General features: G+C 61.2%; 12 protein-coding genes and 1 pseudogene. 9 read left to right on the forward strand and 4 right to left on the reverse strand.

The window, feature by feature from the left end; genetic code table 11:
* Positions 1-10 precede the first annotated feature (10 nt).
* Complete coding sequence (gene speY / locus VFV96_06820) at positions 11-1,168, reverse strand: deoxyhypusine synthase (GenBank protein ID HEU5070107.1); 1,158 nt, start codon at positions 1,166-1,168, stop codon at positions 11-13.
* A 368-nt stretch (positions 1,169-1,536) separates the two neighbouring features.
* On the opposite strand from speY, the gene VFV96_06825 reads away from it, so the two are divergent.
* From VFV96_06825 to VFV96_06855, 7 genes and pseudogenes are all read left to right on the forward strand, one after another.
* The gene (locus tag VFV96_06825; GenBank protein HEU5070108.1) at positions 1,537-3,177 is read left to right on the forward strand and encodes a class I SAM-dependent DNA methyltransferase; all 1,641 of its coding nucleotides are present in this window, start codon (positions 1,537-1,539) and stop codon (positions 3,175-3,177) included.
* 154 nt (positions 3,178-3,331) lie between these two features.
* Positions 3,332-3,661: pseudogene (locus VFV96_06830) on the forward strand (restriction endonuclease subunit S).
* A gap of 250 nt (positions 3,662-3,911) precedes the next feature.
* On the forward strand, positions 3,912-4,463 hold the full coding sequence (locus VFV96_06835) for a restriction endonuclease subunit S (GenBank protein HEU5070109.1): 552 nt from the start codon (positions 3,912-3,914) through the stop codon (positions 4,461-4,463).
* A gap of 2 nt (positions 4,464-4,465) precedes the next feature.
* Positions 4,466-5,557 carry an MBL fold metallo-hydrolase gene (locus tag VFV96_06840; GenBank protein HEU5070110.1) on the forward strand — a complete coding sequence of 364 codons (1,092 nt, stop codon included), beginning with the start codon at positions 4,466-4,468 and terminating at the stop codon, positions 5,555-5,557.
* Positions 5,544-6,305, forward strand: coding sequence for a hypothetical protein (locus VFV96_06845; GenBank protein HEU5070111.1), 762 nt, complete (start codon positions 5,544-5,546; stop codon positions 6,303-6,305). The genes VFV96_06840 and VFV96_06845 overlap by 14 nt, the downstream gene beginning before the upstream one ends.
* A complete protein-coding gene (locus VFV96_06850) occupies positions 6,302-7,111 on the forward strand; it encodes a hypothetical protein (GenBank protein HEU5070112.1) in 810 nt (269 codons plus the stop codon). Before VFV96_06845 ends, VFV96_06850 begins: the two co-directional genes overlap by 4 nt.
* Positions 7,108-9,771 carry an HsdR family type I site-specific deoxyribonuclease gene (locus VFV96_06855; GenBank protein HEU5070113.1) on the forward strand — a complete coding sequence of 888 codons (2,664 nt, stop codon included), beginning with the start codon at positions 7,108-7,110 and terminating at the stop codon, positions 9,769-9,771. Before VFV96_06850 ends, VFV96_06855 begins: the two co-directional genes overlap by 4 nt.
* A gap of 28 nt (positions 9,772-9,799) precedes the next feature.
* Here VFV96_06855 and VFV96_06860 read toward each other — a convergent pair whose 3' ends face one another.
* The gene (locus VFV96_06860; GenBank protein HEU5070114.1) at positions 9,800-10,858 is read right to left on the reverse strand and encodes a PA0069 family radical SAM protein; all 1,059 of its coding nucleotides are present in this window, start codon (positions 10,856-10,858) and stop codon (positions 9,800-9,802) included.
* A 262-nt stretch (positions 10,859-11,120) separates the two neighbouring features.
* Between VFV96_06860 and VFV96_06865 the strand changes: the two genes are divergently transcribed.
* Positions 11,121-12,224 carry an agmatine deiminase family protein gene (locus VFV96_06865; GenBank protein HEU5070115.1) on the forward strand — a complete coding sequence of 368 codons (1,104 nt, stop codon included), beginning with the start codon at positions 11,121-11,123 and terminating at the stop codon, positions 12,222-12,224.
* Between the two features lie 12 nt (positions 12,225-12,236).
* Here the strand turns inward: VFV96_06865 and VFV96_06870 are convergent, their stop codons facing one another.
* Positions 12,237-13,652 (reverse strand): MFS domain-containing histidine kinase, encoded by a 1,416-nt coding sequence (locus VFV96_06870; GenBank protein HEU5070116.1) that lies wholly within the window; start codon positions 13,650-13,652, stop codon positions 12,237-12,239.
* Between the two features lie 146 nt (positions 13,653-13,798).
* Complete coding sequence (locus VFV96_06875; protein HEU5070117.1) at positions 13,799-14,194, reverse strand: SET domain-containing protein-lysine N-methyltransferase; 396 nt, start codon at positions 14,192-14,194, stop codon at positions 13,799-13,801.
* A gap of 114 nt (positions 14,195-14,308) precedes the next feature.
* Here VFV96_06875 and VFV96_06880 point away from each other — a divergent pair, with 114 nt between their 5' ends.
* Entirely contained in the window at positions 14,309-16,834 is a 2,526-nt protein-coding gene (locus tag VFV96_06880; protein ID HEU5070118.1) for a hypothetical protein, read from the forward strand.
* The last annotated feature ends 17 nt before the right edge of the window (positions 16,835-16,851 follow it).

Consider the following 16,851-nt stretch of genomic DNA (forward strand, 5'->3'; position numbering starts at 1 on the left):
CCTTGTCGGCTCAGAACACCGGATCGCTGCCGTCGAGCATCTTCACCTGGTTGTGCTTGAAGTATTCCTTCTTGAGCAGCGTCATGGTCTTGTCGCGCTGATCGTAAAGGCGCTTCAGCTTGCGCGGCTTGTGCTTGGCCAGCGCGTAGTGCGTGAGCAACGGCATGGCAATCGTCGTGTCCGTGTAGCAAACGACCGCGTCGGGCAGCTTGGTCGGATCCACCTTGCCCCAACTGACCGCTTCGCCCGGCGTCGCGCCGGAAAGACCGCCGGTGTCCGGCCGCGCGTCGGTGACCTGGATGAAATAATCCTGGCCGACTTCGTTGATGCGGAGCACTTCCTGGATTTGCGGTTCGGTCTGGAGCATGAAGTTCTTCGGACTGCCGCCGCCCCAGAGCAACACGCCCGTCTTGCCACCCGCGCGCTTGGCTGCGAGCACGAACGAGGTCGTTTCATTCACGTCGATGGACGGATTCACCCGCAGCTTGTTGCCGCGCAGTTCCACGCCGGCAAAGTTCATGCCGATGGTGGAGTCGCCGGGCGAGCTGGTGTAGCACGGCACGCCCGCGCGATACGCGGCGGCAAGCACGGAAACGTCCTTCAGCTTGTGCTTGCGTTCCCATTCGGCGCAATACTTGCCGAGCTTGTAGTGCAGTTCCGCCGTGCCCATTTCCTTCTGGAATTCCGGCTGAATCAGCATGTCGCGGAGCAATTCGTCCGTGGCCATCAAACCGTCGGAATAAGGGATCACCACGTCGTAAATGCGGACGAGGTCGTTGTTGCGGAGATCCACGTCGTCGAAGCGGAAACTGCCCGTGTGCACTGGATAGTTCAGCGCGAAGTGCATGTCGTGATACAGATTCGCGCCCGTCGAAACGATCCAGTCCACGAAGCCCGCCTTGATGAGCGGGATGACGCTGGAACAGCCGAGGCCCGCCGGCGTGAGCGCACCCGTCAACGTCATGCCGATGGTCACGTCATTGCCGAGCATCTTCTCCGTGAACAACTGGCAGGCTTCCTTCAAGCGCGCCGAGTTGTAGGCGAGGAAGCATTCATCGATGACGTAGGTCAGCTTTTCCTTGCCGGTGAGATTCTTCGGCTGGATGCGCTTGCCCGCCATGTATTTCTTCTTGTTCGGGCAATGCTGTTCCTTCAGCCACGCAGGCATGTCGGCAACTTCTTCGCGATTCCGGATTTTTGCTCGTTCAGTTCTGGCCATAAAATCAATCAGGGTTTTGTCGAAAACGACGTGGGGCAACGATACGCAAGCAGCGGGCCTTGCCAATGCTTATTTGCTCACCGTTGCAGGCGACCGCGGAAACACACCCCGTGCACGGCTGGCGGCTGACCCCTGCGCGATGGGGAGCGATGGTGAGACTTGCGGGCTGCCCGATACGGCCGGGGTGGTCCGGAAAAGTTGTCCGTGCGCCGCCTGCTCAAATGCCCGGCCGTGCCAAAGCCCAAAACCGGCTGCCGTTTTCCAATATTGAAAACGCATTTCCGAAATTCCAGACTCAGAGAAATCAGACAAGGGAAATGGCACGCAAAGCTTCCTCCACCAAAGACTCCACCGCCAACCTCGGCTTCGAGGCCAAGCTCTGGCTCGCCGCCGACAAGTTGCGAAACAACATGGACGCGGCGGAATACAAGCACGTCGTCCTCGGACTCATCTTTCTCAAATACATCTCCGACAGCTTCGAGGAGCACCACGCGAAGCTGGTGGCAGGCCAAGGCGACTACGCCGGGGCCAATCCCGAGGACCCGGACGAATACCGCGCCGAAAACATCTTCTGGGTGCCGCCCGCCGCGCGCTGGAGCTACCTGCAAAACAGCGCCAAGCAGCCCACCATCGGCAAGATCGTGGACGACGCCATGGTCGCCATCGAGCGCGACAACCCGCGCCTCAAAGGCGTCCTGCCCAAGGACTACGCCCGCCCCGCGCTCGACAAGCACCGCCTCGGCGAACTCATCGACCTCATCGGCACCATCGGCCTCGGCGACAAGGAGAGCCGCAGCAAGGACATCCTCGGCCGCGTCTATGAATACTTCCTCACCCAGTTCGCCAGCGCGGAGGGAAAGAACGGCGGGCAGTTCTACACGCCGTCCTGCGTCGTGCGCCTGCTCGTCGAGATGCTCGCGCCCTACAAGGGCCGCATCTACGACCCCGCCTGCGGCTCCGGCGGCATGTTCGTGCAGTCGGAAAAATTCGTCGAATCCCACGGCGGAAAGCTCGGCGACATCTCGGTTTACGGCCAGGAATCGAACGCCACCACGCGCCGCCTGGCCATCATGAACCTCGCTATCCGCGGCATCGAGGCCGACTTCGGGGAAGAACACGCCGATACCTTCCGCCGCGACCTCCATCCCGACCTCCGCGCCGACTACGTCCTCGCCAATCCGCCCTTCAACGACTCCGACTGGTTCCGCAAGGACGACGACGTGCGCTGGCAGTTCGGCGTCCCGCCGAAGGGCAATGCCAACTTCGCCTGGGTGCAGCACTTCATCCACCACCTCGCCCCGCAGGGCATGGCTGGCTTCGTCCTCGCCAATGGCAGCATGTCGTCGAACCAGTCCGGTGAGGGAGAGATTCGCAAAGCCCTCATCGAGGCCGACCTCGTGGACTGCATGGTCGCCCTCCCCGGCCAGCTCTTCTACAGCACGCAGATTCCCGTCTGCCTCTGGTTCCTCACGAAGTCGAAGGGAGCGCGGACACTCCTGTCCGCCTCAGGGCAAAAAGAATTCATCCGCGCCCGCAAAGGCCAGACCCTCTTCATCGATGCGCGGAAGATGGGCACGCTCATCGACCGCGTGCATCGCGAGCTCACGGATGCCGACATCGAAAAGATCGTCTCCACCTATCACACATGGAAGGACGATGACCTCGCGTGGCGTCGTGCCATGGAAAAGGAAGGATGCACGCTGCCTGCGGAACCCGGCTCCGGCTACGCCGACATCCCCGGCTTCTGCAAATCCGCCACCACCGCCGAAATCGCCGCGCACGGCCACGTTCTCACGCCCGGCCGCTACGTCGGCGCCGAGGAAGTCGAAGACGACGGCGACCCCTTCGAGGAAAAGATGCCGCGCCTCGTCGCCGAACTGCACGCCCAGTTCGCCGAGTCCGCGAAACTGGAGCAGGCCATCCAAGCAAACCTGAGGGGGCTGGGTTATGGCGGGTAGAGACTTTCTGCCATTCGCGGAGCTGTTTGAAACTCCGCTGCGCAATGGACTTACCAAGCCAAAAGCCGTCCGCGGTGAAGGCATGAAAATGGTGAACATGGGAGAGGTCTTTGCTCATCGACGGATTCATAACATCGACATGGATCGCGTCCCGATGGACAGCAGAGAGCGGGAGAGCAGCTTACTGCGTGGGGGTGACTTGCTCTTCGCCCGGCAATCACTCGTGCTATCTGGCGCAGGGAAATGCGTTTTGTTCCAAGGAGACAAAGAGGATGTCACCTTTGAGTCACACATCATTCGTTGCCGTCTTGACCAGCGAAAGGCGGAACCAGTTTTCTACTTCTACCTTTTTCAATCGTCGCTGGGGCGTTCGCTCATTGAATCAATTGTCGAGCAAGTTGCCGCAGCGGGCATTCGCGGAAGCGATTTGGGCCGCTTGGCAGTCCCAGTCCCACCCCTCGCCGAGCAGAAAGCCATCGCGGCGGTGCTTGGGGCGCTGGACGACAAGATCGAGTTGAACCGCCGGATGAACGCGACGCTCGAGGCGATGGCGCGGGCGCTGTTCCAGAGCTGGTTCGTGGATTTCGACCCCGTCCGCGCCAAACTCGACGGCCGCCCCCCCCGCCGCCCTCGACCCCGCCACCGCCGCCCTCTTCCCCGCCTCCTTCCAAGACTCCGAACTCGGCCCGATTCCCAAAGGCTGGACTGCAAAGCCGCTTCCCGAAGCCATCGAAGTGAATCCGCGCCGCACGTTGAAGGCAGGAACCATCGCGCCCTACCTCGACATGAAGAACCTGCCGACCCAGGGCCATTCCGCCGAGGAAGTCATCGACCGCGAGTTCAGCTCCGGCACCAAGTTCCAAAACGGCGACACGCTCCTCGCCCGCATCACGCCGTGCCTAGAGAACGGCAAGACCGGCTACGTTGATTTCCTCGAAGACGGCCAAGTTGGCTGGGGCTCCACCGAATACATCGTCCTCGCCCCGAAGCCGCCGCTCCCGCCGCAGTTCGGCTACCTCCTCGCCCGCTCCGACGCATTGCGCTCCCACGCCATCCAAAACATGACAGGCACCAGCGGACGCCAGCGCGTCCCCTCCGAGTGCTTCAACACCTTCTGGCTCGCCGTCCCGCCGCCAGACATCGCCGAACGCTTCGACGAACTCACCGCGCCGCTGATGGCGAAAATCAAAGCCAACTCCACCCAATCTCGCACCCTCGCCACCCTGCGCGACACGCTGCTGCCGAAGCTGCTGAGCGGGGAGTTGCAACCAAACTCAATAACCTGACCATGGAATACGAAATCGATTTTTTACCAGTTGGAGAGGAGTCGAAAGGCGGAGACGCGATTTGCTTCCGTTATTGGGACGCCACGACTCCTCAATTTGTGGGCATCATCGATGGCGGGACCGCAGACGCAGGAGAGGCGCTCGTCACCCACGTTCAGAAATACTACGGCACGAAGCGCGTGGACGTCGTCATTAACACCCATCCGCATGCTGACCACACGTCTGGGCTCTACACGGTGGTTGAGAAGCTCGATGTGCAACTCCTCATGATGCACAAGCCGTGGGACCATGCGGTTGCTTTGAAGAACGTCTTTCAAGACGGGCGGATCACTTCAACGAGTATTGATGAACGTGTGCGGAATGCTTTGCAGCACGCCCACGACCTCCATGAGCTCGCGACGAAGAAGCGGATACCTATCGTTGAACCCTTTGCTGAAGGGAACCAGCCCTCCCCGCATATCCAGTTCCTGAGTCCGACAGTGAAATACTACCAGCAGCTTTTGCTGGAGTTCACTGCGACGCCGAAGGCCCCGACGTTGGAATCAATCTACGAGGCAATGATGAAGAAGGCGCAGAAGGCTGTGCAATGGGCGAAAGAAAACTGGAACACTGAAAGCCTCGTTGAACCGGTGGAAGGCACTAACGCCGAGAATAATTCTAGCGTAGTCACCTTGTTGTCGTTCGGCGACGAACGCTTTCTGTTTACGGCAGACGCTGGTGTTCCGACCTTGGAGTTGAGCTGCGCTGTCGCCGAAATCCTGAAAATTCCTCTCGCCTCATTCAAACTCGTTCAAATTCCGCACCACGGCAGCAAACGGAACGTAGGCCCAAGTGTTCTGAACAAACTGGTTGGTGTTCCAGTAGCTGAGGGGACAAAGAAATTCTCTGCCTACGTCTCGGTTCCAAAGAAGGGAGAGCCAAAGCACCCATCGAAGCGAGTCTGCAACGCGTTCACGCGCCGGGGTGGGAAGGTGGTCGAGACCAAGGGAACCATCAAATACCTGCACTCTAATGGAGTTCCCCTTCGCCCAGGTTGGGTGACTGTCGAACCGATGCCACTCCATCCCAACGTAGAAGAAGATGACTCCGATTAACATTATTACCGACGGCTACGAACGCAAGGCGCGGCTATACCCCGCGCTCTTGTTGATTGCACCTGTAGTCGGAACGGCGGTTGCCATGCTCACCGCGAAGTTCACAGGGCTTCAATCGCTGGCCGCGGGTGTAGTCGGGTGCGGCGGTGCGTTCCTTCTGACACAACTCGCGCGGGACTCCGGCAAGAAACACGAAGCCTCTTTGTTCGCGAAGTGGGGAGGATTGCCGTCCATCGCTATTTTCAGGCATCGCGACGTTCGCCTCGATGCCATCACTAAAGCCCGCTACCACAAAAGGCTGGCGGGACTCGTGAAGGAGGCGAAAGCCCCAACGCCTGAGCAAGAACAGGCGGACCCAGCCGCCGCCGATGCGGTCTATGCCGCTTGGTCGAACTATCTTCGCGTGAACACGCGAGACACGAAGAAGTTTGGGCTGCTGTTTCAGGAAAACGTGGCCTACGGCTATCGGCGCAACGTTTGGGGGCTGCGTGCCTTCGGCATCATGCTATCCCTTCTCAGCTTAGTTGCCTGCGGGATCCGGCTCTACTTTGTTCACTCCTCGACTGGCAAGATTGACGAGGCTTTAGGTGGTGCGGCGGCATTCGCGGCAATCATGCTCCTGCTGTGGCTCCTCCGATTTAATGCAGACTGGGTCCGCGTTCCCGCTGATGCGTATGCTGAACGTCTGGCGGAGTGCGCTGAGTCATTCGGAAAACCAACTGGAGCTAAGGAGGGCACCAAGAAATGAGCGCTGATAAGAAACCCGTTATTCTCTTCGTGGACGTTCTTGGTGTGCGCTCCAAGTGGCTCAGCGGCGGGCAGCCCGCCGCGGAAGCGGCATTTCAGGAGTTCCGAACCCTGATTGCTGCTTCTATGAAGGGGACTGTGTCCGAATCGCTCGTTCGCGGCGTGGTTGAATCGGACTCTGCTGCTTTGACGTTTTCGAGTCTTCTCCCAGCGCTGGAGGCAGCAAAAGCACTTTATTCTGCGGCTTTCCGCCGCAAGCACGGCCGCGTCTGGCTGCGAGGCTGCATAGTAAGCCTCGATGGACAAGATGCGCTGAGAACATCGACCACATTCTCGGGGAAGCTGAAAAGCATTGAACTCAACCTTTACAGCAAACCGTTGTTGGAGGCGATTGCCGTGGAGAAATCCGGGTTTAAAGGAATGAGGCTTTTGGTGGAGAGCAGTTTGATTACTGCCGAGGTGCGGGCGGCCGTGAAACAGCCAATAGGCCACCTCAATTTCATCCCGTTGTGCAAGCTCAAGGCGATGCGCTATCCCAAACGTATCGACGGACTCTTCGTCGACTACCTGTGGATGGCAACCGTTGAACGCGACGAGTTTGATGATATGAGAAGCATCATGGCCGTGCGCCTGCGTGGAGCTGCGGGCGACCCCGAAGAGTTCAGCCAAGCGGCGGCTACTCAGGTCGTTTTTCACGAGTGTGGTGCCATTCTTGGTTCGCTGGGCGGAAAGGTGCACTACAGGACGCTCCGAGACGCTGAACGAGCAGTTGAGGAAGGAACGCCCAACTCAAACCCCGAAGAATGAGCCTCACCGAATTCATCGTCGAAGACGCCGCCCTGACGTGGTTCGGGGAGCTGGGCTATGCGGTCGGGCACGGGCCGCAGATGGCTCCGGGCGAAGCGGCGGCGGAGCGGGAGGCGTTTGGCGAGGTGGTGCTGGTCGGGCGGCTGCGTGAGGCCTTGCGGCAGTTGAATCCCACCCTGCCCGACGAGGCGCGGGAGGAGGTATTACGGAAAGTGCTGCGCGTGGCGACGCCCTCGCTGGTGCAGACAAACCGGGCCTTTCACCGGCTGCTGCGCGATGGCATTCCGGTTGAGTTCACTCAACCGGAACCCTCACCCCAGCCCTCTCCCAGTGGGAGAGGGAGCGAGCAATACCGAGGCGGTTTTGATTTCTCGGGTTTGAAGGCGGAAGCACGTGAGTTGAGGGAGAAACAAACAGAAGCCGAGACGCTGCTTTGGGAGCTGTTGAGGGATCGCAAACTAGCGGGCGCGAAGTTTCGCCGACAACATCAGTTTGGCGAATACATCACGGATTTCTTCTGCAACGACGCGAAGCTGGTCGTTGAATGCGATGGTGCTCCTCACAGCAAGCCGGAACGAAAGAAGATTGATCAGAAACGGGATGGCTACCTGAAATCCCAAGGACTAACGGTCCTGCGCTTTGAGAACAAGCATGTGCTTGCCGAGCCGGAGGCAGTCTTGGAAGAGATTGCAGCACACCTCCCCTCTACCTCTGGGAGAGGGGCCGGGGGTGAGGGTGAAGGTGGCAAAGCCATATCCCTCAGGCGGAACATCATCGTCGTAGCGGATGAGGCTCACCGCAGCCAATACGACCTGATCGACGGATTGGCGCGCCACATGAGGGACACTCTTCCGAATGCCACCTTCATAGGCTTCACCGGCACGCCCATCGAAAAGACGGACGCGAACACGCGGGCGGTCTTTGGCGATTACATCAGCATCTACGACATCCAGCGCGCCGTCGCCGACAAGGCCACGGTGCCGATCTATTACGAGAGCCGCATCGCCAAGCTGGGCCTGAACGCCAGCGAGCTGCCGAAGCTGGACGCGGAGTTTGAAGAGATCACCGAAGGCGAGGAACTGACGAAGAAGGAGAAGCTCAAGACGAAGTGGGCCGCGCTGGAGGCGCTGGTGGGCGATCCGAAACGCATCGCGCTCATCGCCGCCGATCTGGTCGCGCACTTTGAGAAGCGCACCGAGGCGATGGACGGCAAGGCGATGGTCGTCTGCATGAGCCGCCGCATCTGCGTTGACCTTTACGATGCGCTCATCAAGCTGCGCCCCGAGTGGGCGAGTGCGAAGGACGACGCCGAAGCCGAGAAAGGCAAGGCCTGCGTGGTGAAGGTCATCATGACCGGCAGCGCCGACGACGGCCCCGAGTGGCAGCCTCACATCCGCAACAAGGAGAAGCGCCGCGCCATGGCGAACCGGTTCAAGGACAGCAAAGACCCGTTCCGCATCGTCATCGTGCGCGACATGTGGCTGACCGGCTTTGACGCACCTTGCCTGCACACCATGTATGCGGACAAGCCCATGCAGGGCCACGGACTCATGCAAGCCATCGCCCGCGTGAACCGAGTCTTCCGCGACAAGCCGGGCGGCCTGGTGGTGGATTACCTCGGCCTCGCCGATCAACTGAAGCACGCCCTCGCCAACTACACCGAGAGCGGCGGCAAAGGCGATCCCACCTACGACACCAAGCAGGCCATCGCCATCATGCTGGAGAAGCACGGCGTCGCCTGCGACCTGCTGCACGGCTCGGATTGGCGGCGCGCGGTGGGCGACGGCAAGAAGACCCTCCTTGCCCTGCCTGCGCTGCAAGAGCACCTCCTCGAACTCGAAGACGGCAAGACCCGCTGGAACCAGGTCATCACCGAGCTGTCCCGCGCCTTTGCCCTCTGCGCCGCCAGCGATGAAGCGACGGAGATCCGCGATGACGTGGCGCTCTTCCAAGCCATCCAGGCCGCGCTGAACAAGCAGCACAGCGGCAACCGCAAGACGCCCGAGCAGATCGACGCCGCCATCCGCCAGCTCGTGAGCAAGGCCATCACGACCGACGGGCAGGTGATCGACGTCTTCACCGCCGCCGGATTGCCCAAGCCGGACATTTCCATCCTCAGCGACGGCTTCCTCGCCGAAGTGCGCGGCCTCAAGCACAAGAACGTCGCCGCCGAGCTGCTGGAAAAGTTGTTGAAGGATGAACTCAAAGTGCGCGCCAAACGGAATCTGGTGCAGAGCCAGCTCTTCAGCGAGAAGCTCAAAAAGACGCTCAACGCCTACCACAACCGCGCCATCAGCACGATGGAAGTGATCGAAGAACTGATCCGCCTCGCCAAGGAGATGGATGCCGCCACCAAGCGCGGCGAAGACCTCGGCCTGACCGACGATGAAGTGGCATTCTACGATGCGCTCGCCGCGAATGAGTCCGCCGTGAAGGCGATGGGCGACGACAAACTCAAAGTCATCGCCGCCGAACTCATCACCCAGGTGCGCAAGAGCGTGACCATTGACTGGACGCTGCGCGAAGGCGCGCGGGCGAAGATTCGCGTGATGGTGAAGCGCATCCTGAACAAGTATGGCTACCCGCCGGACCTTCAGGAGGAAGCGGTGAAGACTGTGCTCGCGCAGGCGGAGCTGCTGTGTGCGGATTGGGCTGTTTAGACCGCGCGCTTCGTGGTCAAAGCATCGCTCAAAACAACGTCATCTGCACGCCGGCCGGACGCCGGTAATGCGCCGTGGATAGTCCGGCCCCGCGCTCGTTCAGCCCGAGCCGGCGCGTCATCACGTCGAACATTTGCCGCAACTGTTCCGCCCACACGCCTTCGCCGGTCATGCGCGAACCGAAATCGGCGTTGTTCAACTTGCCACCGCGCAGCGAGCGCACGCGATTCAGCACGTTGTCCTTGCGATCGGGAAAATGCCGCGTCAGCCAGTCGGCGAAGAGATCCTTCACCGCAAAGGGCAGCCGCAGTGGCACGAGTCCGGCAAACCGCGCGCCCGCGTCGGCGGCGGCCGCCAGAATCTTCGCCAGCTCGTGGTCGTTCAGCCCGGGAATCATTGGTGCCGTCATCACGCCGACCGGCACGCCGGCCTCGCTCAGCTTGCGGATGGCCGCCAGCCGCAGCGCGGGCAGCGAGGCGCGCGGTTCCAGCTTCGGCGTGAGTGCGGCATCGAGCGTGGTGATGGAGATGTAAACCGCCGCGCAGTTGAACCGCGCCAGTTCGGCGAGCAGGTCAAGATCGCGTGTTACCAAATAGTTCTTCGTCACGATACCGACGGGATTGCGGAACTCGGCAAAGACTTCCAGGCAACGCCGGGTCAGTTGCAGCCGCCGCTCGATGGGCTGGTAACAATCCGTCACGCCGCTCATCGCGATGGTCTGCGGCTGCCACTTCGGCGACGACAATTCCTGCCGCAGCAGTTCCGGCGCGTGGTATTTCACGACGATTTTCGTCTCGAAATCCAGGCCGGGCGAGAAGCCGAGATATTCATGAAACGGACGCGCGTAGCAATAAGCGCAGCCGTGCTCGCAACCGCGATAGACGTTGATGCTCGCGTCGAACGGGATGTCCGGGCTGTCGTTGTAGTTGATGAGCGTGGCGCTGGCGTCGGGGATGAACTGCGTGCGCGGCGCCGGGTCTTCGCTCGGATCATAATCCTCGAATTGCTCGCTGAACGTGGACACAAAGCGGTTCGCCGGATTCTCCGGCACACCGCGCCCGCGAAACTTGTCCACTCGTTCTGGCACAGGCGCAATCTAATGGGAGGCGGAGAAAATGCGAATCGTGACTGAGACCAGGCGCATGCTGGAGCAATGACGTGGCGATATCTGAACCGCAGAGACACGGAGACGCAGAGATTGGAACAACAGCCCATTAGCAAAATGTCAGCGGATTGACCATTGGGATGACGCGCTCTCCCAGCTTGATCCCGGCGTCTCTGCGCCTCCGCGGTTGATAATGGTTTCCTGTTTTCAAATCGTGTCTGGTCACTATCCTCCACAGACCGTTATGGCGAAGATTGAATTGATCACGAACCAGTCACCGGCGGAACTCGGCTATTCCATGCCCGCCGAATGGGAACCGCACGCCGCCACCTGGCTCGGCTGGCCGCACAACGAATCCGACTGGCCCGACAAGATTGACACCATCCGCTGGGTCTATGGCGAAATGGTCCGCAAAATCACGCAGGGCGAGATCGTCCGCCTGCTCGTGCGCAGCAAAGCCGAGGCAAAATTCGCCGCCAGCTATCTCAAGCGCGCCCATTGCGATCTGAAGCAGGTCCAGTTTGTTGTGCATCCGACCAACCGCGGCTGGACGCGCGACAGCGGGCCGATCCATGTAACCCGCCCCGCTCCGCGTTCCGCATTCCGCACTCCGCGTTCAGAAAAGGCGATCGTCCATTTCCATTTCAACGCCTGGGCCAAATACCGCAACTGGCAGCTCGACACCAAAGTTCCGGAGACCGCGGCGGCCCTGCTCAAACGCCCGTTGTTTGACGCGCAGTTCAACGGGAAGAAGTTCGTCATCGAGGGTGGCGGCATCGAGGTGAATGGCCGCGGCACGTTGCTCACCACCGAGGAATGCTATCAGCATCCGACGATTCAGGTGCGCAACAAGGGCATGACCAAGGCGCAATATGACGCGCAGTTCAAAAAGTATCTCGGCGTGAAGAACGTCCTTTGGCTCGTCGCGGGCCCCGTGGGCGACGACACGCATGGCCACATTGACGACATCTGCCGCTTCACGGACCCCAGGACGCTCGTGCTCATCAAGGAGACGAACACGAAGGATCCGAACTACCAGCCGCTCGCCGAAAACTGGGAGCGCATTCAGGATTTGCGCCTCGAAGACGGCTCGAAGCCCGAGGTCATCGCGCTGCCAATGCCCGCTCCGGTCCACTACAAGAACTGGCGGCTGCCGGCGAGCTACGCGAATTTCTACATCGCGAATTCCTGCGTCATCGTCCCGACGTTCAACGACCCGAACGACCGCGTCGCGCTCGGCATCCTCGGCGACTTGTTCAAGGACCGCCCCGTTGTCGGCATCCACGCGGTGGATTTGGTGCTGGGCTTCGGTTCGTTGCACTGCCTGACGCAGCAGGAGCCGGCGTAGAGCAGAACCCGTTCAGTCCTGCCACGCGGGCAGCTCCAGAATGAAGGTGGCGCCCTCGCCGAGACGGCTTTCGCACCGCACCGAGCCGTGCATGGCTTCAGCGAGGCGCTTGACGATGGAGAGCCCCAGCCCGTTGGACGATTCGCCGCCCGTGGGCCGGGCGCTGAGCCGGGTGAACTTGCCGAACAGTTTGCGCTGATCCGCCTCGCTGAGGCCCGGCCCTTCGTCACGGACGGAAACCATTGCCGTGGAGCCGTTCATCGTCACGCGGAGGTGAACGGTGGTCTTGAACGGCGAATACTTCACGGCGTTGGACAAAAGGTTGTCGAGAATTTGCATCGTGGCGTTACGATCGGCCCGGCACCAGCACGGCGAGTCCGTCTCCAGGCGCAGTTGGATTTCCTTGCGCGTGGCCGACGGCCGGTTGTGCTCCAAACATTCATGCGTCAGTGCGTGAAGGTCACAGCGTTCGAGGTTCGAGGTGAACCTGCCCTGTTCGATGGCGTTGGCGTCGAGCAGGTTTTTGATCAGGTGCAGCATGCGGGTGCCGGCGCCGACGATGTTGCCGAGCAACTGTTCCCGTTTCGTTTCATCGCGGCTGAACTTGAGCAGCTCCGCCGTGCCGATGACCACCGTGAGCGGATTCTTCAAGTCGTGCGCCGCAATGCCGAGGAATTCGTTCTTCTCCTGATTCAGGTGGACCAGCTCGGTGTTGGACCTTTCGAGTTCGGCGAGCGCCTGCTGCATTTTGCCGAAGGCCTGCTCGCGGCTGGTTTCAAAAATCACCCCGAGCAGAAACATGAACAGAATGAACCCGAGATAGCCGGCGGCGGACACCAGGCCCTCCCAGCGCGGGTCATACGCGGGCGGCAACGGCACGCCGGCGAGATTCAGGCCCACAATGCCGGCGCACGCCGCGAAGCTGGCCACCATCCACCGCCCCGCCGCCCCGCGGCCGAGCAGCAACAACGCGCACAGCGGCACGCTTGCCAGCCAGGCCAGGGCGTGTCCGGTCATGCCGCCTTCGAGACAGCACAACGCCGCAAAGCCGAGAATCAGAATCAGCACCAGCGCGTTCCCCGCGATGTCCATCGAGCCCGTGCGCCGCAGCAACGCGGGCATCGTCGCAAAGCCGGAGCTGCAAATCACAATCACCAGCGCACCCCAGTCGTGGCCGATCAGCAAATAGAACGTGGCGTAAATGAGTCCGAAGAACGCGCCCAGAAACCCGAACCGGCAAATCAGCCGCGCCCGCCGGGCCGCGTCCGGATTCTGGTCGCACGCCGCGGGAATGAAACGATCCGTCTGCCGCGCCAGTTGCCGGCTGAGGGCGCCCCACACCCGCCCCCCCAGGCGCACCGGCCGGTCCGGCCGGCCTGAAATCTCTGGAGCGGCCGACGGCGCGAAAGCTGAATCAAGATCGGGCATGGGCAATCGGGTTTTGAGACGTTGCCGGGCACAGGTGTCCAAGAATGATTCACGGGCCACCTGCACGGGCACGTTGCCGACAAGTCCAGCAAGGTCCATTCCGCCACCGCCGGAAGTCATTTCTGCTCCGCCGCCAGCGTCTGACATCACGCACCACCGGACAACTTTTGCGCTGCCGCCGCATCAAACGCGAAATAGTCGCAGGTCAGCTCCTCGCCTGCGCCTATGTCACGCAAGGCCACGGTGGTCACCGGCAAAACTGCAGCCGGCGGCGCGCCCGTGTTGGGCTGCACCGCGTGGTTCATGAAGATGGAACCGTCGCCACCGAGCACCCAGCAGTCACGGGCGGCGTCGCGGAAGGCGAACCATTGCACGTGCCGTTGCGCCGGGAGTGGAAGGGCGGCGACCTGGGGGGGCGTGAATTCGCGGTCCCATTCGTGCACGAAGCGCCACACCGGCGTGCCACGCGGCACGAATTCCTCCGCGAACAATCCCAGCCCGTGAATGGCGCTGGGCCGCACGCGCGTTTGAATGAGCATCATGGCACGCAATCTAGCAGCCCGCCGCCACAATGCCAGACGGCGGAGAGCTTTCGCCCAAACGCACCCGCAGTAGTCGCTGACAAATCATGATTACCCGGCTATGCTCTGGCTCACTTGAATCAGCGGAGCAGCCATCTCAAACGGTTGACCGGGCTCGTTGGCCGGTGGGCAAACCTGCTGGTCTGGCTGGGATTCGGCGGAGCTGTCCTGCTCGGACAGGCGGGCGGGCCGCCGTGGGTGCGGTCTACAAGTGCGGTGGACGTGTTCACGAACTTGTCCACCCGGCTGCTGGCCGCGGACGGCCATCCTTTTGGCGCCGGCAACATTCCGGTTTACACGAACGGCACGTTCGCCTTCTCGCCCGACGTGCATCGCGTGCTGCAGGTGGCCGCGAACATCTATGATGCTTCGACCAACCGCACGGATCGCGGCGGGCCCGATGCGCCGTTTCTGCCCAGCGTGTTTCGCCCCACTTTCGCTGTCGCAACCAACGGCGACATTTTCATCAACAACTGGCTGGAAGTGACGAATGCCGGCGACGCCGAGCTGGCCCAGCCGCTGGACTTGAACGAGCCCGATGAGCTGGCCCAGGTCCGCGCGGCAGGATTTTTCAGCGGCAACCTCTACGACGTGCCCTGGATTATTGGCGCCAAGAAGGGTTTTCCCAATTTCAACGAATTCGCCCTGCAAAGCGTGGCACAGATCACCCGCCGGCTGCAATTGCGCCGGCTGACGCCCCTGACACGGCCGATGGCCACCAACCAGATGTTCCTCGTCGGCATCTCGAACATCCTGGGCGTGGAATTGTGGCATCCCTACGTGTCAAACTATTCACGCGCGGTGCAGGTCATCGTGGCGGATGATCTCACCATCACCTTGAGCGCCACCAATGACGCGACGTTCGATTTCCGAGGCACGCAGCAGGTGAGCCGCATGACGATTGGCGGGGTCACCAACTTGGAGGCCGGAACCTGGCCCGGCACCGGCAATGATTTAATCAATGGCACCCGTCTCAGGCTAAGCTTCGTGATTCCGCTGCTGACCAATCTGGTCGTGCTGCAGGATTCCATTTACCGGACGGACTCAGGCCCCACGCCCTATTTCACAACGCAGACCAATTCGGGCGTCAACCTTTTGGACGGCTTCGAGCAAACCGGCCGTTTCCCGTTGCCGCAATTCCAACTCGCCGTCACCAACCGGATCCGCGTGCTGCTGATTGACACCGACACGCAGCGCGTCATTGATTGCGTGCAACTGGGCGGACTGATGAGCCTTCGCAATCTGAGTGAAGAACTCGGTGATCAAACCATTTTTCCAGTAGACTCAACCGAAGCTGCCCTTTGGGCTACAAACCGAGTCGGCGGGGACAGCATCTCCAATGCTCCGGCGGGCGTTATCAACCAGCTTCAAGCTGGCTTGGGCAACATCAATATTGTCAACTGGAATTCTTACGGCATCGCTCAACCATCCGGACAGACCAAACAAAAGGCCATCGACTCTTTCCGCGTTTTCTGCCGCCTGACACCGATTTATTTTCCCAACACGGTCAACACAAACCTGATCGTGACCGCGCCCTTCACGCCCACCCGCAAGACGTCGCTTTACCAGACGTGGCAGGCCAACGATCCGTTCGTGCATTTTCAGCGCGCCGACCTCCAGTCGATCACGGGCAGTTGGGGCCTGCGCCGCGAATCACCGAACGGCCCGGTCCTCGCCGTTCCGAACCTCGGTTCGCTAAACAACCGCTTCGAGCCCTGGGGTGGCAACCCAAGCAGCTCGCAATCTCTCGGCATCGTTCCGCCGTATGACCTGACGGTCAAAGACCCGCTGATCCGCTCTGCGGAAAACTGGCAATTCGGCGAGCCCGCTCCACTGGCGGTAGCCTGGCTCGGCCGCGTGCATCGCGGCACCCCGTGGCAGACGCTGTATTTGAAGGCGGCGAATGTTTCGCCAACGACATGGCAACAGTGGCTGGGCTTGTGGGATGCCGAGACAGCACAGCGCGCCCGTCCGGTCACTGACCGGGCATTGATCAACTCGCTCGTCGCCCTGCTAAACACGAATACGCCCGCTACCCTGCTCTCCCTCAACACCAGCGACAACAATGCGTGGCGGCAGGCGTTCGACGGATTGACCGCCATCACCAACACCGCCACGGAGGCGGAGCTGAATTATAGCCCACCGGCTCCACGCTTTGAAACCAACCTCATGACCGCCGCTTCGCCGCAGGCGGCCGTGCTGGCCGACGCCATCCTGCAGGCGCGGGCCGGTGTTGAGTGGCAGGCAGTCACCGACGTGCTCCGCACACCAGCGCTCACCGAGGACTCACCCTGGCTGAACCAGAGTTCGGCGGCGCAATTGCAATATGGCCTGTCGGACGAGGCCTACGAAACGCTGGCGGCCCAACTGCTGCCGCGTTTGCGCCCGGATTCAATCGGCGCGGTGCGGAGCCGTCCAACCGGCTTGGTGCTGACGTTCACAGGCTGCGACGCATTTTTCTACGTCGTCGAAGCCAGCGAGGATCTGGCGCATTGGTCTTCGTTGAGCACCAATTCACCGGAGAACGGCGTGATTGAACTCCCGCTGCCCGAAGTTCGCGATCTGCCTCGTCGCTTTTATCGCTCGCGGCTTCTGCCGTGACGGTTTGCGGCGTGGTT

This window comes from Verrucomicrobiia bacterium (assembly GCA_035765895.1).
Classification (GTDB): Bacteria; Verrucomicrobiota; Verrucomicrobiia; order Limisphaerales; family DSYF01; genus DSYF01.

Excerpts from the sequence above, each read along its gene's own strand:
- speY (HEU5070107.1), bottom strand. The coding sequence starts at position 1,168 with ATGCCTGCGTGGCTGAAGGAACAGCATTGCCCGAACAAGAAGAAATAC.
- VFV96_06825 (HEU5070108.1), top strand. The coding sequence starts at position 1,537 with ATGGCACGCAAAGCTTCCTCCACCAAAGACTCCACCGCCAACCTCGGC.
- VFV96_06840 (HEU5070110.1), top strand. The coding sequence starts at position 4,466 with ATGGAATACGAAATCGATTTTTTACCAGTTGGAGAGGAGTCGAAAGGC.
- VFV96_06845 (HEU5070111.1), top strand. The coding sequence starts at position 5,544 with ATGACTCCGATTAACATTATTACCGACGGCTACGAACGCAAGGCGCGG.
- VFV96_06850 (HEU5070112.1), top strand. The coding sequence starts at position 6,302 with ATGAGCGCTGATAAGAAACCCGTTATTCTCTTCGTGGACGTTCTTGGT.
- VFV96_06855 (HEU5070113.1), top strand. The coding sequence starts at position 7,108 with ATGAGCCTCACCGAATTCATCGTCGAAGACGCCGCCCTGACGTGGTTC.
- VFV96_06865 (HEU5070115.1), top strand. The coding sequence starts at position 11,121 with ATGGCGAAGATTGAATTGATCACGAACCAGTCACCGGCGGAACTCGGC.
- VFV96_06870 (HEU5070116.1), bottom strand. The coding sequence starts at position 13,652 with ATGCCCGATCTTGATTCAGCTTTCGCGCCGTCGGCCGCTCCAGAGATT.
- VFV96_06875 (HEU5070117.1), bottom strand. The coding sequence starts at position 14,194 with ATGATGCTCATTCAAACGCGCGTGCGGCCCAGCGCCATTCACGGGCTG.